This is a genomic window from Enterococcus sp. AZ015 (assembly GCF_050499225.1).
GTDB classification, from domain to species: Bacteria; Bacillota; Bacilli; order Lactobacillales; family Enterococcaceae; genus Enterococcus_D; species Enterococcus_D entomosocium.
In genome coordinates this window covers 2449711-2472950 of the sequence record NZ_JBMHEX010000001.1, presented here as the reverse complement: position 1 = coordinate 2472950, position 23240 = coordinate 2449711, and the positions used below count along the sequence as shown (strand labels likewise).

The following is a 23240-nucleotide window of genomic DNA, read 5'->3' as shown; positions in this document are numbered from 1 at the left end:
TTCAAAGAAAGTCAAAGTGTGTAAAAGGTTGTGGATAGCATTGTCCACATTTTCATAAAATAAGGGGATAACGAGGAGGAACCTATGAAAATCAAAATCGTCACAGTAGGAAAACTAAAAGAAAAGTACCTCGTTCAAGGAATCAACGAGTACGCCAAACGATTGGGGGCATACGCAAAGCTTGAGTTTGTCGAAGTACCAGATGAAAAAGCGCCAGAAACCTTGAGTGAAGCCCAAATGCTGCAAATCAAAGAAAAAGAAGGCCAGCGCATTTTAGCCAAAATCAAAGACACCGAATATGTCTTTGCCTTAGCAATCGAAGGCACCAATCCCACCAGCGAAGCCTTCGCCAAACAAATCGATCAACTCGGCATCCAAGGAAAAAGCCAACTGACCTTCGTCATCGGCGGCTCCCTAGGCTTAAGCCAAGAAGTCATGACTCGCAGTGATGCCAAAATCTCCTTTGGCAAAATGACCTACCCCCACCAACTCATGAAACTGATCTTATTGGAGCAGATTTATCGCGCGTATCGAATCAATACGGGAGCGCCGTATCATAAGTAAATATCTTAAGCAGTATAATAGAAAAAATTAACCACCGGTACTACCGGTAAAAAGGAGCAACAACCATGCGAAATATCAAATTAACGATTGAATATGACGGCAAGCGCTACTTAGGGTGGCAACGACTAGGAGATTCTGAAAAAACGATCCAAGAAAAAGTTGAAGGGGTCATCAAATTATTGACGGGAGAAGAAATTGAGATCGTGGGTTCTGGTAGAACCGATGCGGGCACGCATGCTCGAGGACAAGTGGCAAATTTCAAGACGACCCATCAAATGAGTTTGCCAGAGATGCAGCAGTTCTTTAACCGCTATTTGCCGCAAGACATCGTTGTCAACAAGATTGAAGAAGTGCCTGAACGATTCCATGCACGCTATCACGCTAAAGGCAAGCAATACAGCTATTATGTTTGGAACAACGCGATCCCATCGGTCTTTGCTCGCAATACCAGTTTTCATTGCCCGCAGCCCCTTGATTTGGAAAAAATGCAGCAAGCGGCTGAGAAGTTGATCGGCACCCATGATTTTATTGGCTTTTCTGCGTTGAAAAAATCAAAAAAATCAACGGTGCGCACAATCGATGAAATCACTATCACACCAGAAGGCGACCTATTGCGGTTTACCTTCAAAGGCAACGGCTTTTTGCATAAAATGGTCCGAATCTTGACAGGCACACTGATTGCCATTGGCGATGGCACGCTACCGCCAGAAGTGATCGATCAAGTGTTAGCCGATAAAGTACGACAAGCAGCTGGTGAAACAGTGCCTTCTCATGGCTTATTTCTAGATGAGGTGTATTATTAAAAGAAACATGGTAATGGCTATTTAAGGAAAGGAGATCATCTATTGATCACATTAAAATCCCCACGAGAGATCGAACAAATGAAAACTTCTGGTCGTATCTTGGCAAGTATTCACGAGCAGCTACGGGAAAAAATCGTTCCCGGTATCACCACGAACCAAATCAACGCCTTTGTCCATCAACAGATAGAAGCTGCAGGGGCAACAGCCGCGCAAATCGGGTTTGAAGGGTATGAATTTGCGACGTGTATCAGTGTCAATGAAGAGATTTGTCATGGTTTCCCTTCAGAATATGTTTTAAAATCAGGCGATGTCGTCAAAGTCGATTTTTGTGTCGATTACAAAGGAGCAATCTCTGACAGCTGTTGGACATATGCTGTAGGAGAGATTTCGCCAGAACATCAAGCACTGATGGAAGTAACGAAAGAAGCCTTGATGAGAGGCATCGAGCAAGCACAGGTTGGCAACCGAGTCGGCGATATTGGTTATGCGATACAAAGCTTCGCTGAAGAAAAAGGGTATGGTGTCGTGCGGGACTTTATTGCTCACGGCATTGGCCCAACCATTCATGAAGAACCATTCTTTCCTCATTTCGGGTTACCTGGTAAAGGAATTCGTTTGAAAGAGGGCATGACGATCACCATCGAACCGATGATCACGACCGGCACTTGGCGCATGAAGATGGACCCAAACGGCTGGACAGCACGCACGATTGACGGGAGCTATTGTGCCCAATATGAACATTCGATCGCCATCACCAAAGAAGGTCCAGTCATCATGACGTTGCAAAAGGAAGAAACGTGAACATCACTTAATGTCTTTGAAAAATAACTGTGTGTAATTTCCGTAACATGAATACTTTCTACTCCCCCTGTGGAGGGTATAGTGTATATGATTTATCTATCGTTGGTTGTCGCACCAATTGTTGTTGGTATAGTCATCGAACTATTTTCTCACTGGTTGGATGAGAAAGACAAAGACGATAACTAAGCAAGTTGCTATCCAACTCACATGCTAGCAGTCGCAACTAGCATAAACAAGGCGCTCCCTTTCGTCGCGGTTAGGGAGCGCCTTTGTGCTGTAGTGCTATAAACTTTCTATCGTTTCGCAAGGTTATTATATCACAGGGAAAATAAAAAACTACCCGTGATATCCACTCGAATAGATAAAGAAAACCTAATAAATTTGAAATTTAATTACCTCTACTTCTATTTTCCGAAATATGGATGGTAACCCCCACTTGAGGTATTACCGTGAAAAAAATAGTCTATAGTGGGAGTTATTGTTTTCTCTTTTTTTTAAATAGAGAAAAATTTAAATTAGGTGTACATGTAAGTGATAAATTCGGATAAAGTAAACGACCCAGTATTTTCTGATAAAGCCATGGGTGACGGTTTTGCAGGTATTCCTATTGAAGAAATTGTTGGCTCCCTGATTAGTGGGAAAGTTAACTATTTTTTCGAACTAGCTATGCTATCGAATATAGAACACATGAAGGAATAAGTAGGGGAGGGACAGCAATCCCTGTTGTTTACTACTTACTTGCATCCAAATATTGTTAATACCTAAAGTGTGTATCAACGTGGTTATAATCAAATCGTTTATGTCAGTCATTGTCCTGCAATTTGACATTTTGGTATACTACAAATTTTTATTAGCACAGCAGTGTAAACTTGTAAGAACAATTCTTTTTAAATGAATTTAGGTGAATCGACCAAAAAGGATAATTATGTATATACTCTGTCGCAATATATGTTATACTATGTATATACAGAAAGAGGTGTCGCGCATGGAAATGCTACCTATAAAAAAATGGGGCAATAGTAACGGTCTTAGATTGCCAAAGTACATTATGGAGTATCTTGGCATTCATACTGATGACAAAGTGAAGATAATACAAGAAGAAGTAAACGGACATAAACGGCTAATCATCGAAGCAGCAAATTTAGAAAACGAGTTAACGATTGAAGAGTTATTTGAAAATTACTCTGCTGAGAAAAATCATGTGGTAATTCAACATTTAGGTGAAGCAGTAGGGAATGAAAAATGGTAAGAAAACCTAGACAAGGGGATATTTTGTTATTGGATACAGCTCCTCGTTCTGGACATGAACAAACGGGAAAAAGACCCTATATTGTTTTAAGTCATGACATGATTGCAAATTATAGTAACGTTGCCACCGTTGCTCCAATTTCTAGTACAAGTAGAAATTATCCGTTATATGTAAGTATTAATCCAGATTATGGAATGAAGACAACAGGAAAAGTATTGTTGGATCAATTAACGACAATTGATTATGAAGCCAGAGCATGTGTTTTTTTGGAAAAAGCGCATGAGCACTTGGTTGATGAGTTATTGATAAAAGTTAGAACAGTATTTCAAAAAGTAAGTAGATAAAAACAGCATGATCATCTAATCGATGTTGACCATGCTGTTTTCTTTTATTCTATAAACGCTTTGTCTCGTAACATTATACTCCATTGCAATCTTTAAGATACTAGCTCTATTCCCGTGATCCTGAACGATACTTTTATAAACAAGGCAATGGGGGCGCTTTTGTGTTTGCACTAGCAGTCTTAATACTTTATGCTTGGCGATGTTTGAATTCGGCACGCTGCTGCTAGGCATCATTGCCAAAATTTCGACGATTGAGTCTTCGATAAATTTATCAAGGAATCTAATGAATGGAGGACTAGCCCACAGCCGCTAACATCAAACATCCCCATGATTGAGTTTGTCAGCCACAAAGGTTTCTACACTATACCTGCCCCATTTTGAGAGACTCTCTATAAATAAAGGGAAGGTTACATCTGTAAAATGACTGACCAAGAGATAACAAGCTTGACCCGAAACTTTATGAAAGACCTCAATTTCTTTGTATTGATTCACGAAGGCTTCAAAAGCTGTATAGCGATTTGAATCCATAAAAAACCGGATGTATTGCGTACTTGGGTAGTTTACTACAATACTAAATCGCTGAATGATTCCCTCATCTTGCAATTTCAAGATCCGATTGCCCACGGCTTGTCCCGTCAGGTGGACCATTTCGCCGATTTCTTTGTTCGATAATTTGCTGTTGTGTTTCAGGATAGCTAGGATTTGTTCATCGATGATGTCCATAAGGGTTCCTCCTTTCATAATGAAAGTAAATTGACTTTATCTTTTTCAAGAGACACTTTGTTGTAGGTTCATATGTATTTATACTGGATTATAACAAATAAGAAAAGAAATGGTGATTCTATGAAAAAAGCTTTAGTAATTATTGATGTCCAAAATGATTATTTTAAAGAAGGAAGAATGGCCCTTCATTCCCCTGAACAGGCGCTTGCAAACATAAATAAACTAGAAGCGTCTTTTATCGAAAAGCAACTCCCGATCATCTATATCCAACACATCAACGATCAAGAAGCAGCTGATTTTTTTGAACGAGGGACCAAAGGTGTACTGCTGCATGAACAGTTAAAAACAACGCATTCTTCTATTATTATCGAAAAGCACTTTCCTAACTCCTTCATTGAAACAAATTTAAAAGAGACGTTAGACTCTTTAGGTGTTCAACAAGTTATCATCACTGGGATGATGACGCATATGTGCATCGATTCAACCACAAGAGCTAGTAAAGAACTCGGTTATCAGCCCATACTGATTTCTGATGCCACGGCAACGAAAGCATTAACATTTGAAGCACACGAAATTCCTGCGGAAGCTGTTCAACGAGCGTTTTTATCGGCGTTGGAAACCTTCTCTACGGTGATGAAAACCGATGACTATTTAAACGGATTGTAGAAAAATTGCGTATTTACTAACAAAGGCAACGTTCATTTGCATTGAGTGGTTCTTGATCACTCTTTGAAATTGGCGATCCTATCTCATTCCGCTTCAATGTTTCTAAAAAAAATGAATGCCCAGTTGCGTACCCACCAATTATACTGAGCTGATTCCTCAAAGGATGCATGCGAACCAATTACGCACCAACCCATACAAAAGCCAAAAACGTTCGAGGATTTCTCTCGAACGTTTTTTGGGCATCAAATTGGGCGAATCGGCGAAACTATGGTACAGTGCAACCAAACAAGGAGCGAGAGCCGCTCCTTCATGAGACAAAGGGGCAATGGTGATGAAGCAAACAACGATGGCGTGGCTGTCAGAAATCTATAATTTGATCTTGCATCCTGGCACGAGACAGTGGGAACGAGAACAACTGGTGCAAGCAAAAAATACACTGGAAACTCAGCTGGCGACCAAACAAAAAGCAGGCAAACACGAAAAGGAATCGTTAAATAGCCTTGAAGACCAACAGACCAGACGGGTTTTGGAAAAACTAGAAGCGTCGTTGCGTCCTTTGGCACTGAGAAACAATCTGACCCCGAATGTCGCCGAGTTTTATCAAACAATCAGCCAGCCAGCACCGAAAAAGGCAATGAATGAAGAAACAAGCAAAGCCCAACCAGCAGAAGTTTCCGTGGAGCCGACCGAAACAGGTGGAAAAGCACAAGAAGTGGCTATTTTTGCTGGCGGCTGCTTTTGGTGTATGGTAGAGCCTTTTGAAGACCAGCCGGGCATTCTTTCCGTTTTGTCGGGGTATACTGGGGGAACAGTCCCGAATCCGACGTATGACCAAGTACTAAGTGGAACAACAGGGCATGTCGAAGCAGTAGAGATCATTTTTGATCCCAAAATCATCACCTATCAGGACTTGTTACAGTTGTATTGGCAAGTGACAGACCCGACAGATGCTTTCGGACAATTTCAAGATCGCGGCAATTTTTATCGTCCAATCATTTTCTATACGACTGCTGAGCAAGAAGTGCTTGCGCAACGAGCCAAAAAGGAACTAGCACAATCTGGTTATTATCAGCAACCCATCGTGACCGAGATCCGTATGGCTGCACCCTTTTGGCCAGCGGAAAACTACCATCAAGCATTTTACAAGAAGCAGCCCAAGCGCTACCAGCGGATCAAGCGAGCGCGCAAGCAACTGATGCTTTTTTATAAACTGAAACGCTGGATAAACCGAGGGGAAAAACGATCATAGGCAGAAGATACATCAAAAAAGCGGGGCTCCGAGAAAAGGCCAGAGGATCAAATGAAGGCTCTTTTCTCCACAGGCCGCGCTTTTTTCTGCGCGTTTAGCCAATTGGATAAAAAACGAAGATTTATTTTAGAATAATGTCCAAAGAAAGCGTTAACAACAAGAATTATAATAGAGAAAGAAAAAGTGGCGAAAAAGGTCGAAAAAGCAGGTTCCTTTTGCTTGGTTCCTTTCTTCGAGGAAAGAAGGTGGGAAACACCAGAGAAAAATCAGCGGAAAAATCAATCAGCAACACCCCATAGCAACACAACATTTATTATATGAAGATTCATATAAGTTAGGAGAAATGTGATGAAAAAAAAGGGAACGTTCGTCTCACTGTTTATGGCTCTCATTCTTTTTATCTTTTCAGAAAGAACAGTGTTTGCGGCAGAAGCGATCAATGAGATCGTTGCACCAACTGGAGTCAAAGCATTTTTAGTACTGATTCCGTTAGTGTTAGTACTGGTTTTACTCTTTAAAAAAGTAGATATGATCATTGCTGGCTTGATTGCTGGGATATTGGCGATGATTATTGGCGGGATCAGTTTAGCTGAAGCCAATTCGCAACTGTTGGAAGCTATTCCGACGATGTTGAGTATTACGGTGCCAATCATCAATTCCGCTGTAGCGATGGCGGTCTTCAAAGCGGGCAGTTATACGGCGGCCTTAACCTTAGCCAAAAGAGGGACCAAAGGAAAAGTGGAATATGTGGCTGGTTTTATTGTCATCTTATTGGCAGCAGCGACTTATATGTCTGGGATCGGCGGCGGGAGTGCAATGGTGATCGCACCGTTAGCATTTGCGGCAGTTGGGGTGGTACCCGAATTGATCGCAGCGATGTCGTTGGCGGCAGCTGTCTCCTTTACGACTTCTCCTGCCTCTTTGGAATCTAGTATCGTGTCTGAACTAGGCGGTTTTAGTGTCGCTTCTTACGTCGATCAAATGCGCCCATTTTGGTTGTTATTCGTTGGTTTGGCGATTTTATTGGCATTCTTCGGGACCAAGCGTCGTCATCTAGGCTTCAAAGAATCAGCCAACCAAGAGTATGAAAACAAAAGCAATGGCGAGTTGTTCAAAACGACACTGCCTGCGATCTTCTTGCTTTTTGCGGTCATCTTTGGTCCGTTGATCAATGACCTGATCGGCTTTGTCCTCTTTACACCGCTAGTTTATATGGTGGTCACGTTAGCGTTGATTTTTGTTTGTACCGACTTTTCCATGAATCAATCGGTGGAAGCGATGGTGGACGGATCGACGTATATTTTGACCCGCTTGTTCCAAGTGGGGATCTTTTTAGCCTTCATCAACGTGATCGCTGAAACTGGGACGTTTGCTGTAATTGCAGGTGCGGCACAAAATGCCCCCGCAGCGATCGTCGTTCCCGTGGCGATCTTGACGGGTGTCTTGATTGGGATTCCCGCAGGTGCCTATGTCGGCTCCGTTTTAACACTCGTGCTACCAGTTGCCGTTTCATTAGGCTTCCCAGTCTTAGCTCTTGGCTTTGTAACGATGGGGGTTGGCCTCGGCAGTCAAATGAGTTTCGTCAACATTACGATGCAAGCTTTATCTTCTGGTTTCCAAATTCCGATTCTGGATGTAGTCAAAGGAAACGTGAAGTGGTTGAGTTTAGCAGCCGTATTATTATTAGTCATCGGCTTAGTGTTTGGCTGATGGATAGGAGGAAAACATGGATTTATTGATCAAGCAAGCACGTCTTGAAGACGATGCAGAATTAGTAGACATTGCAATTTCAGAAGGAAAAATCACCGCAGTTGCACCCAACATTGAAGAATCAGCAGCAACAACGATTGAGGCGAAAGGCAAAGTGGTGATCCCCGGATTGATCGAAAGCCATATCCACTTAGACAAAGCCTTGATTGCCGATCGTGAACCTAATAATTCAGGTACATTACAAGAAGCGATCCAAGTTACGGCAAAGCTCAAACCGACTTTTACCGAAGAAGATATTTATGATCGAGCGAAACGTGCATTAGAAATGCTGATCGTACATGGCACGACTGCTGTTCGCACCCATGCCGAATTTGATCCGGCGCAAGGCTTCACTGGGTTTGACACCATCATGCGCTTAAAAGAAGAATACCGAGACCTGATCGACATTCAGGTCGTTGCCTTTCCGCAAGAAGGAATTTTTAAAGCACCCGGAACGGATAAAATGATGATTGAAGCGATGGAAAAAGGCGCCGATGTCGTGGGCGGCATTCCTTACAATGATGCGCCAGCCAATGAACACATCGACTTGATCTTTGAGATCGCCAAACAATTTGACAAAGACATTGACTTGCATCAGGATTTTGCTGACGAAGCAGACGATACATCGATCGTCTACTTGTGTGAAAAAACCATCGCAGAAGGCTACCAAGGTCGGGTATCTGTAGGACATTTGACTGCGCTGCACGCTATGGAACCGGATCAGCTGGCAGAAGTTATCGATTTGATGGTCAAAGCCCAAATCAATGTGATGCCGTTGCCTGCGACCGACTTACACTTAGGTGCTAGAAACGATGCCTACAACGTTCGTCGTGCCGTTACGCCGATTCGCAAATTACGTGATGCCGGTGTGAATATTTGCTTAGGCAGCAACAATATTCGTAACGCCTTTACGCCCTATGGCAACGGTGATTTGATTCAAATCGCTATGTTGGCTGTGCCAGTGGCGCATTTAGGCGGCGCCGATGACCTGCCGACAGTCTTGCCAATGATTACGACCAATACCGCCAAAGCATTAAATATCAAAGACTATGGGATCGCTGTTGGCAACCGCGCAGATTTGATTCTTTTAGATACCCAGAGAAAAGCCGATGTGCTGATCGATATTCCTGAACGTTTAGTGGTCATCAAAAATGGCCGCATCACCGTGGAAGTCAAAAAAGAAGTGACGATCCACCGTTAGCAACAGGTCATGTTTTCTTAAGTAGTACGATTTATTCGTGCTACTTTTTTTGTAGTAATATAGTCGAGATAAAAAAATCATTTTCTAGTCATTTGTTCTTTTTTCATCTATGATAGAAAGAAAACCGCTATCACGGAGAGTTCGTTTAAGAAAAACCTGTCAAAACTGTTTGACAATGCCGTAATATCAATGGATTTGAGCAGCAATCACAGCAGGTCTGCGTTAAGGTAGAAGAAGGAGGCCAAGATGACGATTGGGGAAGCACTAAAGAACCATCGAGTCACACAACAAATGAGCCAAGAAGAAGTAGCAACAAAAATTTTAGTGACCCGCACATCGATCTCAAATTGGGAAACCGGCAAGACGGTCCCAGACAGTTTGAATTTATTAAAACTGAGTACCCTTTATGGGTGCAGTGTCGATGAGCTATTAAAAAAGGAGCGAGCAGGAATGAAAAAGAACTTTCGTACGATGACCTATGGTGCTGGATTGAAAGATGGAACGATGCGTTTGAAAATCGAGACCGATGCCAGCAAGTTTTTCCCACGAGGGGTTGAAGTCAAAGCATCCGTCGATTTAGAAACAGGAGAAGTGACCTTTTTTGTCGAGCAAGAGGATTTGGAAAAACTGAAAGCAGCTACTGAAGAAAAATAATTTTTTTTATACAGTTTTTTGCTAAATTTTGCTTGGACAAGAGAAAAAAAGTGATGGATAAAAAAACACGAGCCTACCTGCATCGTGTTTTTTTATGTGGGATGAAAGAGGACTGAGGCAATCGATGGAAGCTGATTCTGTTTTTTCTTATCTGCTATTTTCAAAGTTTGTAACGTTTAAGGGAAAGCGAAAAGATGTAAACGGATATATACAATATATAGTGAATAGATCGATTTTTATCTAAATAAAGCACAATATGTAGTATTTACTTTTTTAATAGATTGTGTAAAATAGCAGGTGTAGTGAAGAAGGAGCTGTTGTTTTTGAGAGTAACTGTATTTTGCGGTACCCGTTTAGAAAATGAGGAAAAGTTGGCAAAGACCGCTCGTGCCATCGGCAATGCCTTAGCAAAAAATCACATCGAGTTGATTTATTGCGCCCCTTTGGCTGGCTTGATGAGGGAGATCGTTAATGGGGTCTTTGAAAAAGAAGGCGCAGTGACGGGGATCTATCCATCAGGTTCCTTTGCAGAAGATTTGCCGCCAATCGTCACTGGATCAAGCACATACACCGAGTTCTATACGGATACGAGGGAGGAGCAAACACAACAATTGCTGGAAATGAGCGATGCCTACCTTGTATTACCTGGTGGATTTGGTACACTAGAGGAGTTGTCATCAATATGCTCTTTTATGACTCTTGGGAAATTGCCAGTCAAGCCAATCGGTGTGTTGATGAACGAAGGCTTGAAGGATGGACTGAAGCCACTGCTAAAAATGTTTGAAGCTTCCAGCTTTGCTTGGGCTGAACTGCCGGAAACGCTCTTTTTCCTATCTGACGTTGAGTCGTTGATCCAACGATTGGCGGCGAAGGGGTCAGGAAAGGAGTGCTTGGCAGGATGAAGCATGTCTATTTAGCTGGACCGTTTTTTTCAAACGAACAAGTCGCACGACTCAAACAGGTAGAATGCAGTTTAGCTGAAAACCCACAGCCTTTGGCGGTCTATTCGCCGCGCCTGTATCAAGAAGGTTCATCTGAACCCAATACACCGGAATGGACGAGAGAAATTTTTGAAAAAGACGTGCTGGAATTGACACGAGCCGACGTCGTCGTTGCCGTTTTGGATTACCATGAAGGAATCACTGATCCGGGAACAGCCTTTGAAATCGGCGCAGCACACGTACTAAATAAACCAGTGATCGCTTTTCAGGAAAAAGCCGCGGCGGTCAATCTGATGTTGACGGAGTCGGTACAAGCGTATTTGACTGATTTGACGGCACGAACAGCGTATGATTTTGAAAAGATGGCGCACCGAGCATTTGTCGGTGACTATATTTAATAAAGGATGGATGAATGTGTTATTAATCGCAGGTACGATCGGGGCAGGAAAAAGCAGTTTGACTGATTTTTTATCGAAGGAAATGGCGTCGAAGCCTTTTTATGAAAACGTGGAGGACAACGATGTTCTGCCATTGTTTTATTCCAATCCAGAACGATACGCCTTTTTATTGCAGATTTTTTTCTTAAACAAAAGTTTTTTAGGGATGCGAGAAGCTTTGTCGAATGATGACAATGTCATTGATCGCTCCATCTATGAGGACAGTTTGATGTTTCATCTAAATGCGGATCTAGGTCGAATCGCACCGATGGAGGTCGAACAATACGATAACCTGTTGAATACGATGCTGCGGGAATTGGAAGAATCGTCGCCGTTGAAACATCCAGATTTAATGGTTCATATCAAGGTTTCCTTGAATACGATGATCGAACGGATCAATAAACGTGGTCGTTCCTATGAACAAATTGCCAATGATCCGACATTGTACGACTATTACAAAGAATTGAATCAGCGATACGATGAATGGTATGAAAACTTTGACGTTTGTCCGAAAATGCAAATTGATGGGGATCAATTGGACTTTGTTGCCAATGAAGACAACCTCATGGTGATCCTCGAGATGATCCAAGAAAAATTGGCAGAAGTCCGTCAGACCCATGGCAAAGGCCACTATTGTACGGACAAAGCCATCGCAAAAGGTGATTTTTCTAAGAAAAACGCAGCATCTGTGACAAGCTGACCCAGCAGTTGAGACAGCTTACGAAAAAAACAAGTGTCTTATCGACAATGGGAGGGAGCAAGGCGATGAATGTTGAACGATTTATTGAAGCGAGGAAACAGGCGGGCTTCTCGCAGCAAGAACTTTCGGAAGGAATCTGTACGCAAGCCACTTTGAGTAAATTTGAAAACAACGGTCAAGCACCGTCCCTCAAAATTTTGATCAAATTGTGTAATCGGATCGGCTTGCCATTGGTCGACTTGTTTTCTTCCATGAATGTCGCAACGACCAAAATCAAAGAAGAATTGGGCAAAGCCGAATTCTACTTGATCACGAGCGAGTATGAACAGTTGGCTGCATTGTTAAGTCAAATCGAAGTGAAGTTGATCGATGAACCAGCTTTAAAAGCGCAATATGATTATTTAAAAGGCTTTGAAATGATTTTTAATGAAGCGGCGATTACCGATGTCCTGTTTCAATTCGATCAGTTATTGATGAATGAAACGGCGGAGGAATTGTTTGATCTCTTAGCGTATACGGGGATCGGTTTGGTGTATGCCAGAGAAGAAGAATGGGCAAAGGCCGAGTTTTATGTGACGAAGGTCTTTGAGAAAATTTATACCTATCCGATCAAAACGATCGAAGACACGTGGCGGGTGTTGAACATCGTCTTTCATTGCGGCGTCTTTTATGCCAAAGTCGATGATTTGGAAACTAGTGATACCTTGTTGAATTATGTGTTGGCGATTTGTTCCGACAATCATTTGACCTACTACTTGGCTCGCGCGGCAGCCCAACTGACCGAAAATGCCATTCGTGAACAACAGCCGAAAGAAACAATTTTGGAAATGTTACACGATGCACGAGCGTATGCCAAAATCAATAAAAATGTAAAATTACTGGCGCATTTAAAAGCGGTCGAAGAAACGATTGATTAAAAATATATTTTCGACAAAAAAGTTTTGTTGCTCAAATGCTTGATAACTAGCAGTCCTTTCGACGAAGGGACTGCTTTTTTGAATTCCTTTTATATAAAAAAATATATAATCGTGTTGACAAAAAAATATATCGGGAGTATTCTTTAATTGTGAAAAAACTAACATAATTTGAGATGCATCGTTTTGAGGAGAAGGGATTTTATGAAGGCAGCAGTGAGAGAAGCCACTCGCACGATTCAGCGGATGGGCACGTCCATTGAGTTAAAAGTCGCTCATACAAAACCAGAAAGTGTACTGGACGAGCTGGAGACCCAGCTGAAAGGATACGACCATCGCTTTAGTGCCAATGATCCGCGATCGGAACTGAATCAGCTGAATCAGTTGGCAGGACAAAAGGGGCTTGTGCTTGATCCAGAATTGTACCAGCTGATCGAAATCGGCAAACATCATAGCTGTGCTCCCCACAGTCAGCTGAATATTGCCATCGGTCCACTGGTCCAAGCATGGCGCATCGGGTTTGAAGATGCCCGCATCGTATCAGAGACGCAGGTCAAAGAATTGCTTGCGCTAACAGACCCGCAACAGATCCAATTGGTAGCAGGCAAGGTTTTTTTGAAAAAAGCTGGAATGAGGATCGACCTCGGAGCATTAGCAAAAGGCTACATCGCTGATAAGTTACGCACCCTTTGCCAAGCCCGTGGAGCAGCGTATGGATTGATCAACTTAGGTGGAAATATTGTCTGTTTCGGCGCTGCACCAAATCATTCGGACGGGCATTGGCGGATCGGGATCCGAGATCCCAAAGGTGGTCGGGCAGACACCTTGGGCATTCTGCCAATCAAGGACCAAACTGTCGTCACTTCGGGGATCTATGAGCGGGTCTTGGCCACCGCTGAAGGAACGTATCATCATTTGATTGATCCTCAGAGTGGCTTTCCCATCGAATGTGGGTATTTGAGCATCACGATCGTTGCAGCGACATCGTTACTGGGGGAAATCTGGACTTCGCGCTTGTTTGGCAAGCCCATTCCAGTTGTTTTACAAGAGATTCAGCAGCAGCCAGAAATCGAAGGAATCATCGTAACCAAAGAAAATGAAGTCATTGCCTCTAAAGGCATTCAGGCAAGACTTTTAAGATAGCCCAACCAGAAAGGAAGAGACAGGATGAAATTTATCGGATTCGTAGGAACCAATGCCACTCGTTCCACCAATCGCACGTTGTTGCAATTTATGAAAAAAATGTTTGCCAATGAGGCAGAGATTGAACTAGTCGAGATCAAAGATCTTCCAATGTTCAACAAACCAGAATCAAAGGAGTTGCCCGTACAAGTAACCCAGCTTGCCGAAAAAATCACGGCAGCAGACGGTGTGATCATCAGCACACCAGAATATGATCATGCCGTACCCGCAGCGTTGATCAATGCCCTGAACTGGTTGTCCTATGGAATTTTCCCGTTTGTTGACAAGCCAGTGATGATCACTGGTGCTTCTTATGGGACGTTAGGTTCTTCTCGTGCCCAAGCCCATCTAAGACAGATTCTGGACTCTCCAGAGTTAAAAGCACGGATCATGCCTAGCTCTGAATTTCTATTAGGTCATTCGCTGCAAGCGTTTGACGAGCAAGGCAACTTGATCGATGAAGAGCAGACCCAAAAACTGCAAGGACTGTTCAACGATTTTCTTTTATTTGTAAAAATTACCAGCCAGTTGCAGCACGCCCATGCCGCCAATCAAAAAGAAGCTGCTGAATTTTCATGGGAAACCATCTAATCGCAAAAGATAGGAGCGTAAAGACAATGAAATTGATCGGAATCGTCGGATCAGCCGCTGAAGTCTCCACCAATCGTCAGCTGCTGAACTTTATCAAAAAGCAATACAAAAAGGAATTCACGTTAGAACTTGTAGAGATCAAAGACTTTCCTCTCTTTAATCAAGAGGAAGATCAAACCCAAAGCCCAGCCATCCAGCGTTTGAATCGGCAATTATTGATGGCAGACGGTGTGATCATTGCTACACCAGAGCACAACCATACCGTGACGGCAGGACTGAAAAGCTTGCTAGAATGGCTTTCATTCAAGATCCATCCTCTGGAAAACAAACCAGTAATGATCGTGGGTGCCTCTTACTACGATCAAGGAACTTCAAGGGCCCAGCTGCATCTGCGCCAGATTTTGGACGCACCGGGAGTCAATGCTTTAGTGATGCCAGGAAATGAGTTTTTGTTGGGCAAAGCCAAAGAAGCTTTCGATGAAGCGGGTGATTTGATCGATGCCCGAACGGTTGCTTTTTTGGATGCGACGATCAACAGCTTCTTGCAATTTATCAAAGTCGTTTCTGCCTTAGCGGGTCCTAAACAATTGCCGCCCGAAGACCTCTACGCCACAGGGAAAACCGCAACCACCGTGGAAGGAGTGGATATGTATGATGATCAATGGCTGGAAAAAGCCGCTGAAGCAGTCGGTGCCGTTTCTGGCAATACCTACGTCAAACTAAATCGCGGCTTGCTGACAGTCGATCAGATCAATTACTTCTTAGATTCGATGCCGATGGAATTGACATTTGCCGATAGCAACAACCAATTCTTGTATTACAATCTGCGGGAAGAAGCCCAAAATATGCTGGCAGCACGTGTGCCAGGACAAGTCGGCAATCCATTAGCAAAATGCCATCCTGAAAAATCCTTCAAAAATGTTGAGTGGGTGATCCAACAGCTGCGCAGTGGGGCAACCGACGCGGTTCGGGTCCATGTGCCGAAACAGGTGCCAGAAAAATACATCGTCCACAATTATCAAGCGATGCACGATGAAAACGGCGAATATGCGGGGATCAACGAATACATCCTTGATTTCAAGCCAATCATCGAATGGTATTTGCAACAAACCGGTCAAAAACTTGTCGGCAATGAAGACGCCATTTCCAGTGCTTCTGTGCACCAAGAACCGACCGATGCGGTCACTAGTGCCAGTACTCATGACGCACCTGCAGCAGATGCGGTCACCAGCGCTTCAGTGAAATAAGGGTTGTCTAAAGGGAGAGAAGGAATCGCTAGAAGCATTCGCTTGCAATCAGTTGCCAAGCGAATGCTTCTCTTTTTGCTGCTTTTTCATGAATGAACGGTTTTCTATGAGCGATTGAATTGATCAAGGACATCGTTGCGAGGATTTCGAAAAGTTTCTGAAAAAAATTTGCATATTCATCTTTTGCTTCGTATACTAGTTTAGGACGTTGTTTATAAAACGCTGTATCATCGTACATATTTTTTTGATAGGAGGAATTGCATGAAAGACAAACGAAAAGTCTTGCGTCCACTAGGATCAGGGTTTGCGATGGCGGTTCCTTTGTTTATAGGGATTCTTGTTCAGGACCCTTTGATAAGTTCTGTGGGGGCGATGGGGGCTTTTTCATACTTAGCTTTTCAACATCGGTCCCTTTTTTATAATCTGCGCGCCATTTTGACCCACGGCGCGGCGTTGTTGTTGGCCTTTATTTTAGGTGCTGGGACAGCACTGATTCCTTGGAGCGCGCCTTTTATTATCGGCGCTTTATCGTTTTCCGCGTTTTTGTTGTCAAAAGTGATGCGGATCCCTAAGCCGGATTATTTCTTCGTGTTGATGCTTTATGCCACCGGCTTTAACTTTAACGCCGCTCATCTTGGAGAAATCTTGCACCACAGTTCCTATTTGCTTTACGGCATCGCAGGCTCATTGCTTGCTGGACTGGTGATTTCGTTAGCTGAACAGCTACCGTTGAAAGAAGAAAAAACGGCCTTTCAACAACTGAGCTTGCACGAGAAATATTCGCTGGCATTATCTCAGCAACCAGAAATGGTCATCAAAGCACTGCACTTTTCTTTGATATTGTTTATTGCGACCTACATTGCCTATCTGTTGCGAGACAGCAACGGGTATTGGATCTTGATTTCCGCTGCTGCCGTCTTGGCAGGGGAACATATGGAAAAAATCAAAAATCGCACGATCGGCAGGGTACTGGGAGGAATCGTAGGGCTGCTGCTGGGTTTCTTATTGATGTCCTTGCATATGCCCCTTGAAGCGATCGCAGTTGTCTTGATCATTCTAAACATATTGACGGAGTTTTTTATGCCAGTCAATTATACCGTTGCTAATTTCTTTACCAACCCACAAGTCCTGCTGTTAATGACGATCGGTACTAGTTTTACGCCACTGAAATTGATCCCATTGCGTTTTTCAGGGGCATTGATTGGCAGCGTGCTGGCAATGCTGTTGATCTTTCTAATGGATTGGGCAGTAAAGCAAATGGAGCAAGCGCTGGGAAATAAGCCAGAAGACACGACGGATCAAACACAATAGAATGCACCATCATCGATAAGCAAGAGCAGCTGCTCTTGCTTTTTTTGCATCTGATTCTCTAGCTAAACGTTTTCTCCATCGGATAGGAAAAATAAGGAAAATATGAAATAATCGAGCAAAGATTCCTAATTCGAAATAGAAGCGTTTACATTTTTGCAAACTAAAGTGGCAGAAACATCTACTTTTTTTGTTGTAAGCGAAATCATATACTCAAATCAGAGAAGGAGAGAAAGTTGTGAAAAAACGAATCGTAGATGTTTTGCATCGCCTGTTGGTGACTGATTATCCACTATCCATCGAGCAACTGGCAGAAGAGACCGCAGCGAGTGGGCGGACGATCCGCAATGATTTGAATGAGATCAACACGTTTCTCGCTGACTTACACATCGGACCGGTCCAAACCCTGCGAGGAAAGGGCATCCTTTTGAAAATGCCCTCAAAGCAGCAAGCCATCGTTTGGCAGGCATTACAGGCACAACAGTCGGAATATATGACCCGTGAAGAGCGTAGTTTTGATCTGCTACTGCATCTGACATTTTCAAAAGAGATCCTGGTGTTGAATAAAAAAGAAGAAGCGTACCAGATATCGAAAAGCAGCATGGATGAAGACATGCGCCGTTTGCGGGCGGACATCAATAAATATGGCATTGAGATCATTAGTCTAGGAAAAAAAGGACTGCGGTTGAATGGATCGGAACGAGCGATTCGGACGATGATTTTTGACATCATCAATCAGCGGATCGGTAGGCTGCCACTTGATAAACAGACCCCAGATTTAGTCTTTACAAAATTGCTTTATCGCTATTTGCCGCAAAAAGAAATCAAACAGATCCAACAAGTGATGCAAGCAGTGTTGCCGCCAAATCAAAATGAGTTGTACAGCAGCCAAATCTTATTATTTACCGCCATTTGGCTGATGCGCATCAGAATGAAGGAATTTATCACTCGCATGAACTGGTCTACTTCCAGCAATCCGCTCCAAGGGTCAGCCTATATCCAGGCGATCGCTGATACCTTTTCGATCGAGCCACCAGAAATCGAAGTCAACTATCTTTCTTTCATCATCGAATCACTGAATTTTAAAGATTTGTCCAATTCCATCGAATGGGCGCATGCGCAACTCTTGTCGCTGCAGCTGATCCAATTTGTGGAATGCCAAACCAAGATCCCTTTTAGTAAAAAGGAAGAAGAGTTGTTAGAGGGATTGTATAAACATATGGCAGCGCTGATCGTTCGAGCCAAGAGCGGCATTCAAGTACCCAATCCGATCAAAGAGACCGTTCGCAAAAATTATGGACAAATCTACCAAGCCGTCAAGGGATTCGCCCCCACGATCGAAGAGATCGTCGGTCAACCACTATCAGAAGATGAACTGACATTTCTCGTGATTCATTTTTCTACAGCCCTAAGTTCATTGAACCACGAGATTATTACGATCTATAAGGCGGTCGTCGTCTGTAACCATGGAATGGCAACCGGCAATCTGCTGGCAGCCAGCCTCAAGGAGAAGTTTCCAGAAGTAGAAGTTGCGGCAGTCTTGAATTCACAAGAAGTCAATTTGATCACGAAATTCGATGTGGATCTGGTTTTTTCAACCTATGAGATCGATTATCGAGAAAAGCCGGTATTACTGATCCCACCGATCATCAATGAAGAAAATCACCAAGTGATCCGCCGTTTCTTAAAAAACAATGAACAATTCAAGCGGATCGCCTTTGACCAAAAAAATGCCACGCTGTTCTTCAATCAATTGCTTACAGTCATTGAAGAAAGCGGTGGAACGGTCGATGCTGCCGCCTATCGCAAATTGACACACTTGTTTGAACAAAATCAATTAGCCATTAATGCAAGGGAGATTCAGCCAATGTTAAAAGATGTTTTATCCGCTAGTCATATTCAATTAAATGTTCCTGTTCAAAATTGGGAAGAAGCCATTGAACGCTCGGCGCAGCCGCTAGTAAAAGAACAGATCATCGAAAAACGCTATATCGAGGCAATGGTTGCTGCGGTGAAGGAATACGGTCCTTATATCGTCATTGGCAAACATTTGGCGCTGGCGCATGCCCGACCAGAAGATGGCGCCCAGCAGTTGGGTGTGAGTGTCCTCACCTTGGCGCCGCCAGTCGCATTTGGGAACCCAGAAATGGACCCTGTCAAAATCATTTTTTGCTTGGCTGCGGTGGACTCTTACTCTCATCTTGCCATCATGAAGGAATTGATCGAACTGATCAATGATGAAGAAAAAGTCACGCAGTTGCTGGCTTGCTCTACGATTGAAGCTTTTCAATCATTGCTATTTTCATAAAAAACAAGAAAAGGGGAAAAAATCATGAACAAATTATCGATCTTATTCGTATGCGGTGCAGGTCTTGGCAGCAGTTTTGCGGCTCAGATGTCAACAGAAGATGTCTTAACGAAATTAGGAGTGGAGGCGAAATTAGATCATGTTGATATCTCATCAGCGGTATCAATGAAACCAGACATCATCATTACGGCAGAGAATTTCCGAACGCAATTTGAAAAGTTTGCCTTGGACCCGACAACCGCAATCATTTATTTACGCAACATCGTTTCAAAACCAGAAATCGAAGAAAAAATCACCCCGGTATTAACGGAAAAAGGTGCACTGTAAGGAAGAGGAATGACGAAGGGAGTTTGAAAAAATGGGCATCATCAATTTTATCATTGATAATATTTTAACGCAGGCATCGATCACGATCGCTTTAATCGCGATGTTAGGGCTGCTGCTTCAGAAAAAGTCAGCAGGTCAAGTCATTTCAGGAAGTTTGAAGACGCTATTGGGCTTCCAGGTTTTAAGCGCTGGTTCTAGCATCATCGTCGGTAGTTTGACCTATTTCGGCGAGATTTTCACAGAAGGATTCGACATGCAAGGCATAATTCCTTCCATCGAAGCCATCAACGGGCAAGCGATGAATGAGTTGGGCTTGGGTCGGGACATAGCGCTGACATTTTTAGCCATCTTTGTTTTTAATATTTTATTGGCACGCTTTACAAAATGGAAATATATTTTCTTGACGGGTCAAGCCATTTTATGGATGGCGACCATGACGACGGTCTTTGGCTATTTCGCTGGTTTACGGGGCGTTGTCTTGATTCTTGTCGGTGGGTTGATTGGGGCGATCTTTGCCGTAGCGATGCCAGCGATGGCTCAGCCCATCATTCGCAAAGTCACTGGTTCAGACGACATTGCTCTCGGACATTTTTGTACGATCGGCTACCTCTTTGAAGCAGGCGTTGCCTATCTGTTTGGAGAAAGAGGCGAGAAGAAAAAATCGATCGAAGACATCAAACTGCCACGTTCTTTTGAATTTTTACAAGACACCTATCTTTCTGTCATGGTCGTGATGGTTCCACTGTATATCGTGACGGTCTTGTTTGCTGGAGAAACCTTTGCTTCTACGCTCTCTGGTGATCAAAACTATATCATGTATGCCTTCTTGCAAGCCATCCAATTCGTGGTTGGGGTCTATGTTTTGTTAGCCGGTGTGCGATTGCTCTTAGGCGAGATTGTCCCGGCGTTTCGTGGGATCGCCATGAAATTGGTGCCCGATGCAAAACCAGCACTCGATTGCCCGGTGTTCTTCCCATATAGCCCAAACGCAGTTATTTTAGGCTTCATTACTACAACGATTGGGACAGTCATCGCCATGTTCGTTTTACCAGTCTTTGGCTTGGCGATGATCTTGCCGGGGATGCTGACGAACTTCTTTGCCGGCGGTACCGCTGGGATCTTCGGCAATGCGGTCGGTGGACGTCGAGGGGCGATCATCGGAGGGATCTTTCACGGTTTCTTCATTACGTTATTGCCAGCCCTACTTGTAACGATCTTCAATCAAATGGGCTTTGTTAACGCTACGGCAACTGATGTGGATACCGTCACGGCAGCCTTGCTATATGCTTGGATCATCAGTCCCTTATTGAAAAACTTTTAATCGCTAGGAGGAAGACGCATGTTCTCTTTTTTCAAAAAAGAAAAAAAGCCCACAGAAACACCAGCGGTTCCTTTGACCGCTGAAGAAAGCCAAGAGGCAGAAGCGCTTATTGCAAATCTAGAAAGTCAGTTGCAAGCAGAAACCGACATCGACGAACAGGCAAAATTGTATGAAGCGTTAGGCTTAGCCCAGGCAAAACTTTCTCGCACAGAAGAAGCGATCGACGCATTGGAAAAAAGTTTGCAGGCGAAGAAATCGATCGGGGACGGCTACAAAAAACTGATGTCCCTTTACAATGCTCAGCGTGCCGCCGCCGCACGAAATGGCGACGATGCAAAGATCGACTATTACATGGATAAAATGGAAGAAATGCGGCAAATCGCCAAACAACTTACGATCAGCGGCAATTAAACTAGACGAGGTGGAATCAAGGATGTATACAACATTAAAAGAAGTAACGAAAACAGCAGAAGCATTGAATTTTACAGTGGGGGCTTTTAATACCCATAATTTAGAAATGCTGCCAAGCATGCTGCGGGCAGCCAAAGAGATGGGGGCACCTATCATCATTCAAACAAGTATCGATACGGCGAAATACATCGGCTATGATGTCTTGGTCAATGTCGTCAAAACGATTGCCGATCACGAGCTGGTGGACGCTGTCTTGCATTTGGACCATGCCAGAGATTTCGATGAGATCAAAGCGGCGATTGATAGCGGCTATAGCTCGGTGATGTATGATGGTTCGCATTTGCCCTTCAAAGAGAATATTTTGAAAACGCGCGCAGTCGTAGAATACGCCCATGCCCATGGGGTGTCCGTCGAAGGAGAACTAGGAACGATCGGCGGCACAGAAGAAGGCATTCATGTGGAAGAAGACGATAAAGTCTTCACACGCCCAGAAGATGCGGTAGAATTTGTCGCTGCTACTGGCGTCGATGCGCTAGCCATCGCTATCGGAACCAATCATGGCCAATTCCGCTCCAAAACCGAAGTGAATGTTGCGTTATTGAAGGAGATCCATGCAGTCGTCGACGTGCCGCTAGTCATTCATGGAGGAACTGGCGTCAAGGAAGAAGATTATCCTGAATTGATCAATAACGGCATTCGCAAGTTTAATGTAGGTACTGAATTGTTGGTCAACTGGACGAAGATTGCGAAAGAAAATTTTGGGGCAACGGAAGTCAACAAATCTTTGCGCCACAACGTGATCCCATCCAATGAAGCCATCAAAGAAATCGTCAAGCACAAGATCGGCCTTTTCATGAATACGAAAGCGCCGACTGCAATCGGCAAATAGATGGTACGCAAAAAGATGCTTGTTTTATTGGCAGGCAGCCCTGGAACTGGAAAAAGTTATTTATTGAATCTGTTGAAGACACGTTTTCCTGATCTTTTCGCTCTTACGCCAGATGAAATCAAAGAATGCTATGCCGAATCCCTCGGCTTTGATTCATTGGCAGAAAAAGCCCAGATCGAAAAGCAGTATGTTTGGCCTTTTTACTATCAGGCATTGGGCTTGTACATGTCTCTAGGAAAACGCTTGGTGGTCTCGGAATACCCCTTTAGTGAAAAGCAGAAGCCCTTGCTGACTTTTCTCGCTCAAAGTTATGGCTACGACTGCTTGACCATACGTTTGACTGCCTCGTTTGAAACCTTATGGGAAAGACGTTTCATACGTGATCGAGCGGATGACCGTCATTTGAGTTTTATCATGGAACGATACCATTACGGGGATGTGCTGGAAGATAGACAAGCTGCAACCAACCATATAACCAAAGAAGCGTTTCGGCAAATCATCACCGATCGCCGTTACGATGACTTTCAGTTAGGGGAGCTTATCGAAGTCAATGTGGAAGATTACAAGCAAGTGGATTATCGTCCGTTGATCGAGAGAATCGCAATTGAGCTAAGTAAATAAGCAAAGCAGTGGGCGTTATACCTGTTCTAGGTACATGCCA

At 43.5% G+C, this 23240-nt stretch carries 27 protein-coding genes and 1 pseudogene; 26 read left to right on the top strand and 2 right to left on the bottom strand.

The window, feature by feature from the left end; all coding sequences use genetic code 11:
* Nucleotides 1-84 precede the first annotated feature (84 nt).
* The 7 genes from rlmH (at nucleotide 85) to IGK85_RS11460 (ending at nucleotide 3761) form a co-directional block, all read left to right on the top strand.
* Nucleotides 85-564 carry a 23S rRNA (pseudouridine(1915)-N(3))-methyltransferase RlmH gene (gene rlmH, locus IGK85_RS11490; protein WP_008379108.1) on the top strand — a complete coding sequence of 160 codons (480 nt, stop codon included), beginning with the start codon at nucleotides 85-87 and terminating at the stop codon, nucleotides 562-564.
* A 65-nt stretch (nucleotides 565-629) separates the two neighbouring features.
* Nucleotides 630-1367: a tRNA pseudouridine(38-40) synthase TruA gene (gene truA, locus IGK85_RS11485; protein WP_005225435.1), complete on the top strand. Its 738-nt coding sequence runs from the start codon at nucleotides 630-632 to the stop codon at nucleotides 1365-1367.
* A gap of 42 nt (nucleotides 1368-1409) precedes the next feature.
* The gene (gene map / locus IGK85_RS11480; RefSeq protein WP_005234612.1) at nucleotides 1410-2168 is read left to right on the top strand and encodes a type I methionyl aminopeptidase; all 759 of its coding nucleotides are present in this window, start codon (nucleotides 1410-1412) and stop codon (nucleotides 2166-2168) included.
* 87 nt (nucleotides 2169-2255) lie between these two features.
* Nucleotides 2256-2354, top strand: a complete 99-nt coding sequence (locus IGK85_RS11475; protein WP_074534955.1) for a type I toxin-antitoxin system Fst family toxin — start codon at nucleotides 2256-2258, stop codon at nucleotides 2352-2354.
* 345 nt (nucleotides 2355-2699) lie between these two features.
* A complete protein-coding gene (locus IGK85_RS11470) occupies nucleotides 2700-2867 on the top strand; it encodes a PTS glucose transporter subunit IIA (protein ID WP_016621416.1) in 168 nt (55 codons plus the stop codon).
* A 259-nt stretch (nucleotides 2868-3126) separates the two neighbouring features.
* Nucleotides 3127-3417 carry an AbrB/MazE/SpoVT family DNA-binding domain-containing protein gene (locus tag IGK85_RS11465; protein WP_016621415.1) on the top strand — a complete coding sequence of 97 codons (291 nt, stop codon included), beginning with the start codon at nucleotides 3127-3129 and terminating at the stop codon, nucleotides 3415-3417.
* Nucleotides 3411-3761 (top strand): type II toxin-antitoxin system PemK/MazF family toxin, encoded by a 351-nt coding sequence (locus tag IGK85_RS11460; protein ID WP_008379101.1) that lies wholly within the window; start codon nucleotides 3411-3413, stop codon nucleotides 3759-3761. Before IGK85_RS11465 ends, IGK85_RS11460 begins: the two co-directional genes overlap by 7 nt.
* 15 nt (nucleotides 3762-3776) lie before the next feature.
* Here IGK85_RS11460 and IGK85_RS11455 read toward each other — a convergent pair.
* Nucleotides 3777-4037: pseudogene (locus IGK85_RS11455) on the bottom strand (hypothetical protein); the annotation flags it as partial.
* Nucleotides 4038-4076: 39 nt separating this feature from the next.
* Nucleotides 4077-4484: an Lrp/AsnC family transcriptional regulator gene (locus IGK85_RS11450; protein WP_008379099.1), complete on the bottom strand. Its 408-nt coding sequence runs from the start codon at nucleotides 4482-4484 to the stop codon at nucleotides 4077-4079.
* A gap of 120 nt (nucleotides 4485-4604) precedes the next feature.
* On the opposite strand from IGK85_RS11450, the gene IGK85_RS11445 reads away from it, so the two are divergent.
* From IGK85_RS11445 to IGK85_RS11355, 19 genes are all read left to right on the top strand, one after another.
* Nucleotides 4605-5150, top strand: coding sequence for a cysteine hydrolase family protein (locus IGK85_RS11445; RefSeq protein ID WP_035006689.1), 546 nt, complete (start codon nucleotides 4605-4607; stop codon nucleotides 5148-5150).
* A 325-nt stretch (nucleotides 5151-5475) separates the two neighbouring features.
* Nucleotides 5476-6399, top strand: coding sequence for a peptide-methionine (S)-S-oxide reductase MsrA (gene msrA / locus IGK85_RS11440; RefSeq protein WP_035006687.1), 924 nt, complete (start codon nucleotides 5476-5478; stop codon nucleotides 6397-6399).
* Nucleotides 6400-6747: 348 nt separating this feature from the next.
* Nucleotides 6748-8109, top strand: a complete 1362-nt coding sequence (locus tag IGK85_RS11435; protein WP_005225442.1) for a hypothetical protein — start codon at nucleotides 6748-6750, stop codon at nucleotides 8107-8109.
* A 16-nt stretch (nucleotides 8110-8125) separates the two neighbouring features.
* Complete coding sequence (locus IGK85_RS11430; RefSeq protein WP_008379093.1) at nucleotides 8126-9349, top strand: amidohydrolase family protein; 1224 nt, start codon at nucleotides 8126-8128, stop codon at nucleotides 9347-9349.
* A gap of 246 nt (nucleotides 9350-9595) precedes the next feature.
* The gene (locus IGK85_RS11425; RefSeq protein ID WP_008379091.1) at nucleotides 9596-10003 is read left to right on the top strand and encodes a helix-turn-helix domain-containing protein; all 408 of its coding nucleotides are present in this window, start codon (nucleotides 9596-9598) and stop codon (nucleotides 10001-10003) included.
* A gap of 323 nt (nucleotides 10004-10326) precedes the next feature.
* Entirely contained in the window at nucleotides 10327-10905 is a 579-nt protein-coding gene (locus IGK85_RS11420) for an LOG family protein (protein ID WP_008379089.1), read from the top strand.
* Nucleotides 10902-11342 carry a nucleoside 2-deoxyribosyltransferase gene (locus IGK85_RS11415; RefSeq protein ID WP_005234647.1) on the top strand — a complete coding sequence of 147 codons (441 nt, stop codon included), beginning with the start codon at nucleotides 10902-10904 and terminating at the stop codon, nucleotides 11340-11342. Before IGK85_RS11420 ends, IGK85_RS11415 begins: the two co-directional genes overlap by 4 nt.
* A gap of 16 nt (nucleotides 11343-11358) precedes the next feature.
* The gene (locus IGK85_RS11410) at nucleotides 11359-12081 is read left to right on the top strand and encodes a deoxynucleoside kinase (protein ID WP_008379087.1); all 723 of its coding nucleotides are present in this window, start codon (nucleotides 11359-11361) and stop codon (nucleotides 12079-12081) included.
* Nucleotides 12082-12146: 65 nt separating this feature from the next.
* The gene (locus IGK85_RS11405; RefSeq protein WP_008379085.1) at nucleotides 12147-12998 is read left to right on the top strand and encodes a helix-turn-helix domain-containing protein; all 852 of its coding nucleotides are present in this window, start codon (nucleotides 12147-12149) and stop codon (nucleotides 12996-12998) included.
* 201 nt (nucleotides 12999-13199) lie between these two features.
* Nucleotides 13200-14138 (top strand): FAD:protein FMN transferase, encoded by a 939-nt coding sequence (locus tag IGK85_RS11400; RefSeq protein WP_429968739.1) that lies wholly within the window; start codon nucleotides 13200-13202, stop codon nucleotides 14136-14138.
* Nucleotides 14139-14162: 24 nt separating this feature from the next.
* Nucleotides 14163-14768 (top strand): NADPH-dependent FMN reductase, encoded by a 606-nt coding sequence (locus IGK85_RS11395; RefSeq protein ID WP_005234653.1) that lies wholly within the window; start codon nucleotides 14163-14165, stop codon nucleotides 14766-14768.
* A gap of 26 nt (nucleotides 14769-14794) precedes the next feature.
* Nucleotides 14795-16015 (top strand): NAD(P)H-dependent oxidoreductase, encoded by a 1221-nt coding sequence (locus tag IGK85_RS11390; RefSeq protein WP_008379079.1) that lies wholly within the window; start codon nucleotides 14795-14797, stop codon nucleotides 16013-16015.
* 261 nt (nucleotides 16016-16276) lie between these two features.
* Nucleotides 16277-17326, top strand: a complete 1050-nt coding sequence (locus tag IGK85_RS11385) for an FUSC family protein (protein ID WP_008379077.1) — start codon at nucleotides 16277-16279, stop codon at nucleotides 17324-17326.
* Between the two features lie 235 nt (nucleotides 17327-17561).
* The gene (locus IGK85_RS11380) at nucleotides 17562-19631 is read left to right on the top strand and encodes a BglG family transcription antiterminator (protein WP_008379075.1); all 2070 of its coding nucleotides are present in this window, start codon (nucleotides 17562-17564) and stop codon (nucleotides 19629-19631) included.
* A 24-nt stretch (nucleotides 19632-19655) separates the two neighbouring features.
* Nucleotides 19656-19958 (top strand): PTS sugar transporter subunit IIB, encoded by a 303-nt coding sequence (locus tag IGK85_RS11375; RefSeq protein WP_005225455.1) that lies wholly within the window; start codon nucleotides 19656-19658, stop codon nucleotides 19956-19958.
* Between the two features lie 31 nt (nucleotides 19959-19989).
* On the top strand, nucleotides 19990-21279 hold the full coding sequence (locus IGK85_RS11370) for a PTS sugar transporter subunit IIC (RefSeq protein ID WP_008379073.1): 1290 nt from the start codon (nucleotides 19990-19992) through the stop codon (nucleotides 21277-21279).
* Nucleotides 21280-21297: 18 nt separating this feature from the next.
* The gene (locus IGK85_RS11365) at nucleotides 21298-21690 is read left to right on the top strand and encodes a hypothetical protein (RefSeq protein ID WP_005225457.1); all 393 of its coding nucleotides are present in this window, start codon (nucleotides 21298-21300) and stop codon (nucleotides 21688-21690) included.
* A 22-nt stretch (nucleotides 21691-21712) separates the two neighbouring features.
* A complete protein-coding gene (locus IGK85_RS11360) occupies nucleotides 21713-22579 on the top strand; it encodes a class II fructose-bisphosphate aldolase (RefSeq protein WP_005234664.1) in 867 nt (288 codons plus the stop codon).
* Nucleotides 22580-23200 carry a zeta toxin family protein gene (locus tag IGK85_RS11355; RefSeq protein ID WP_016613624.1) on the top strand — a complete coding sequence of 207 codons (621 nt, stop codon included), beginning with the start codon at nucleotides 22580-22582 and terminating at the stop codon, nucleotides 23198-23200.
* Nucleotides 23201-23240 lie beyond the last annotated feature (40 nt).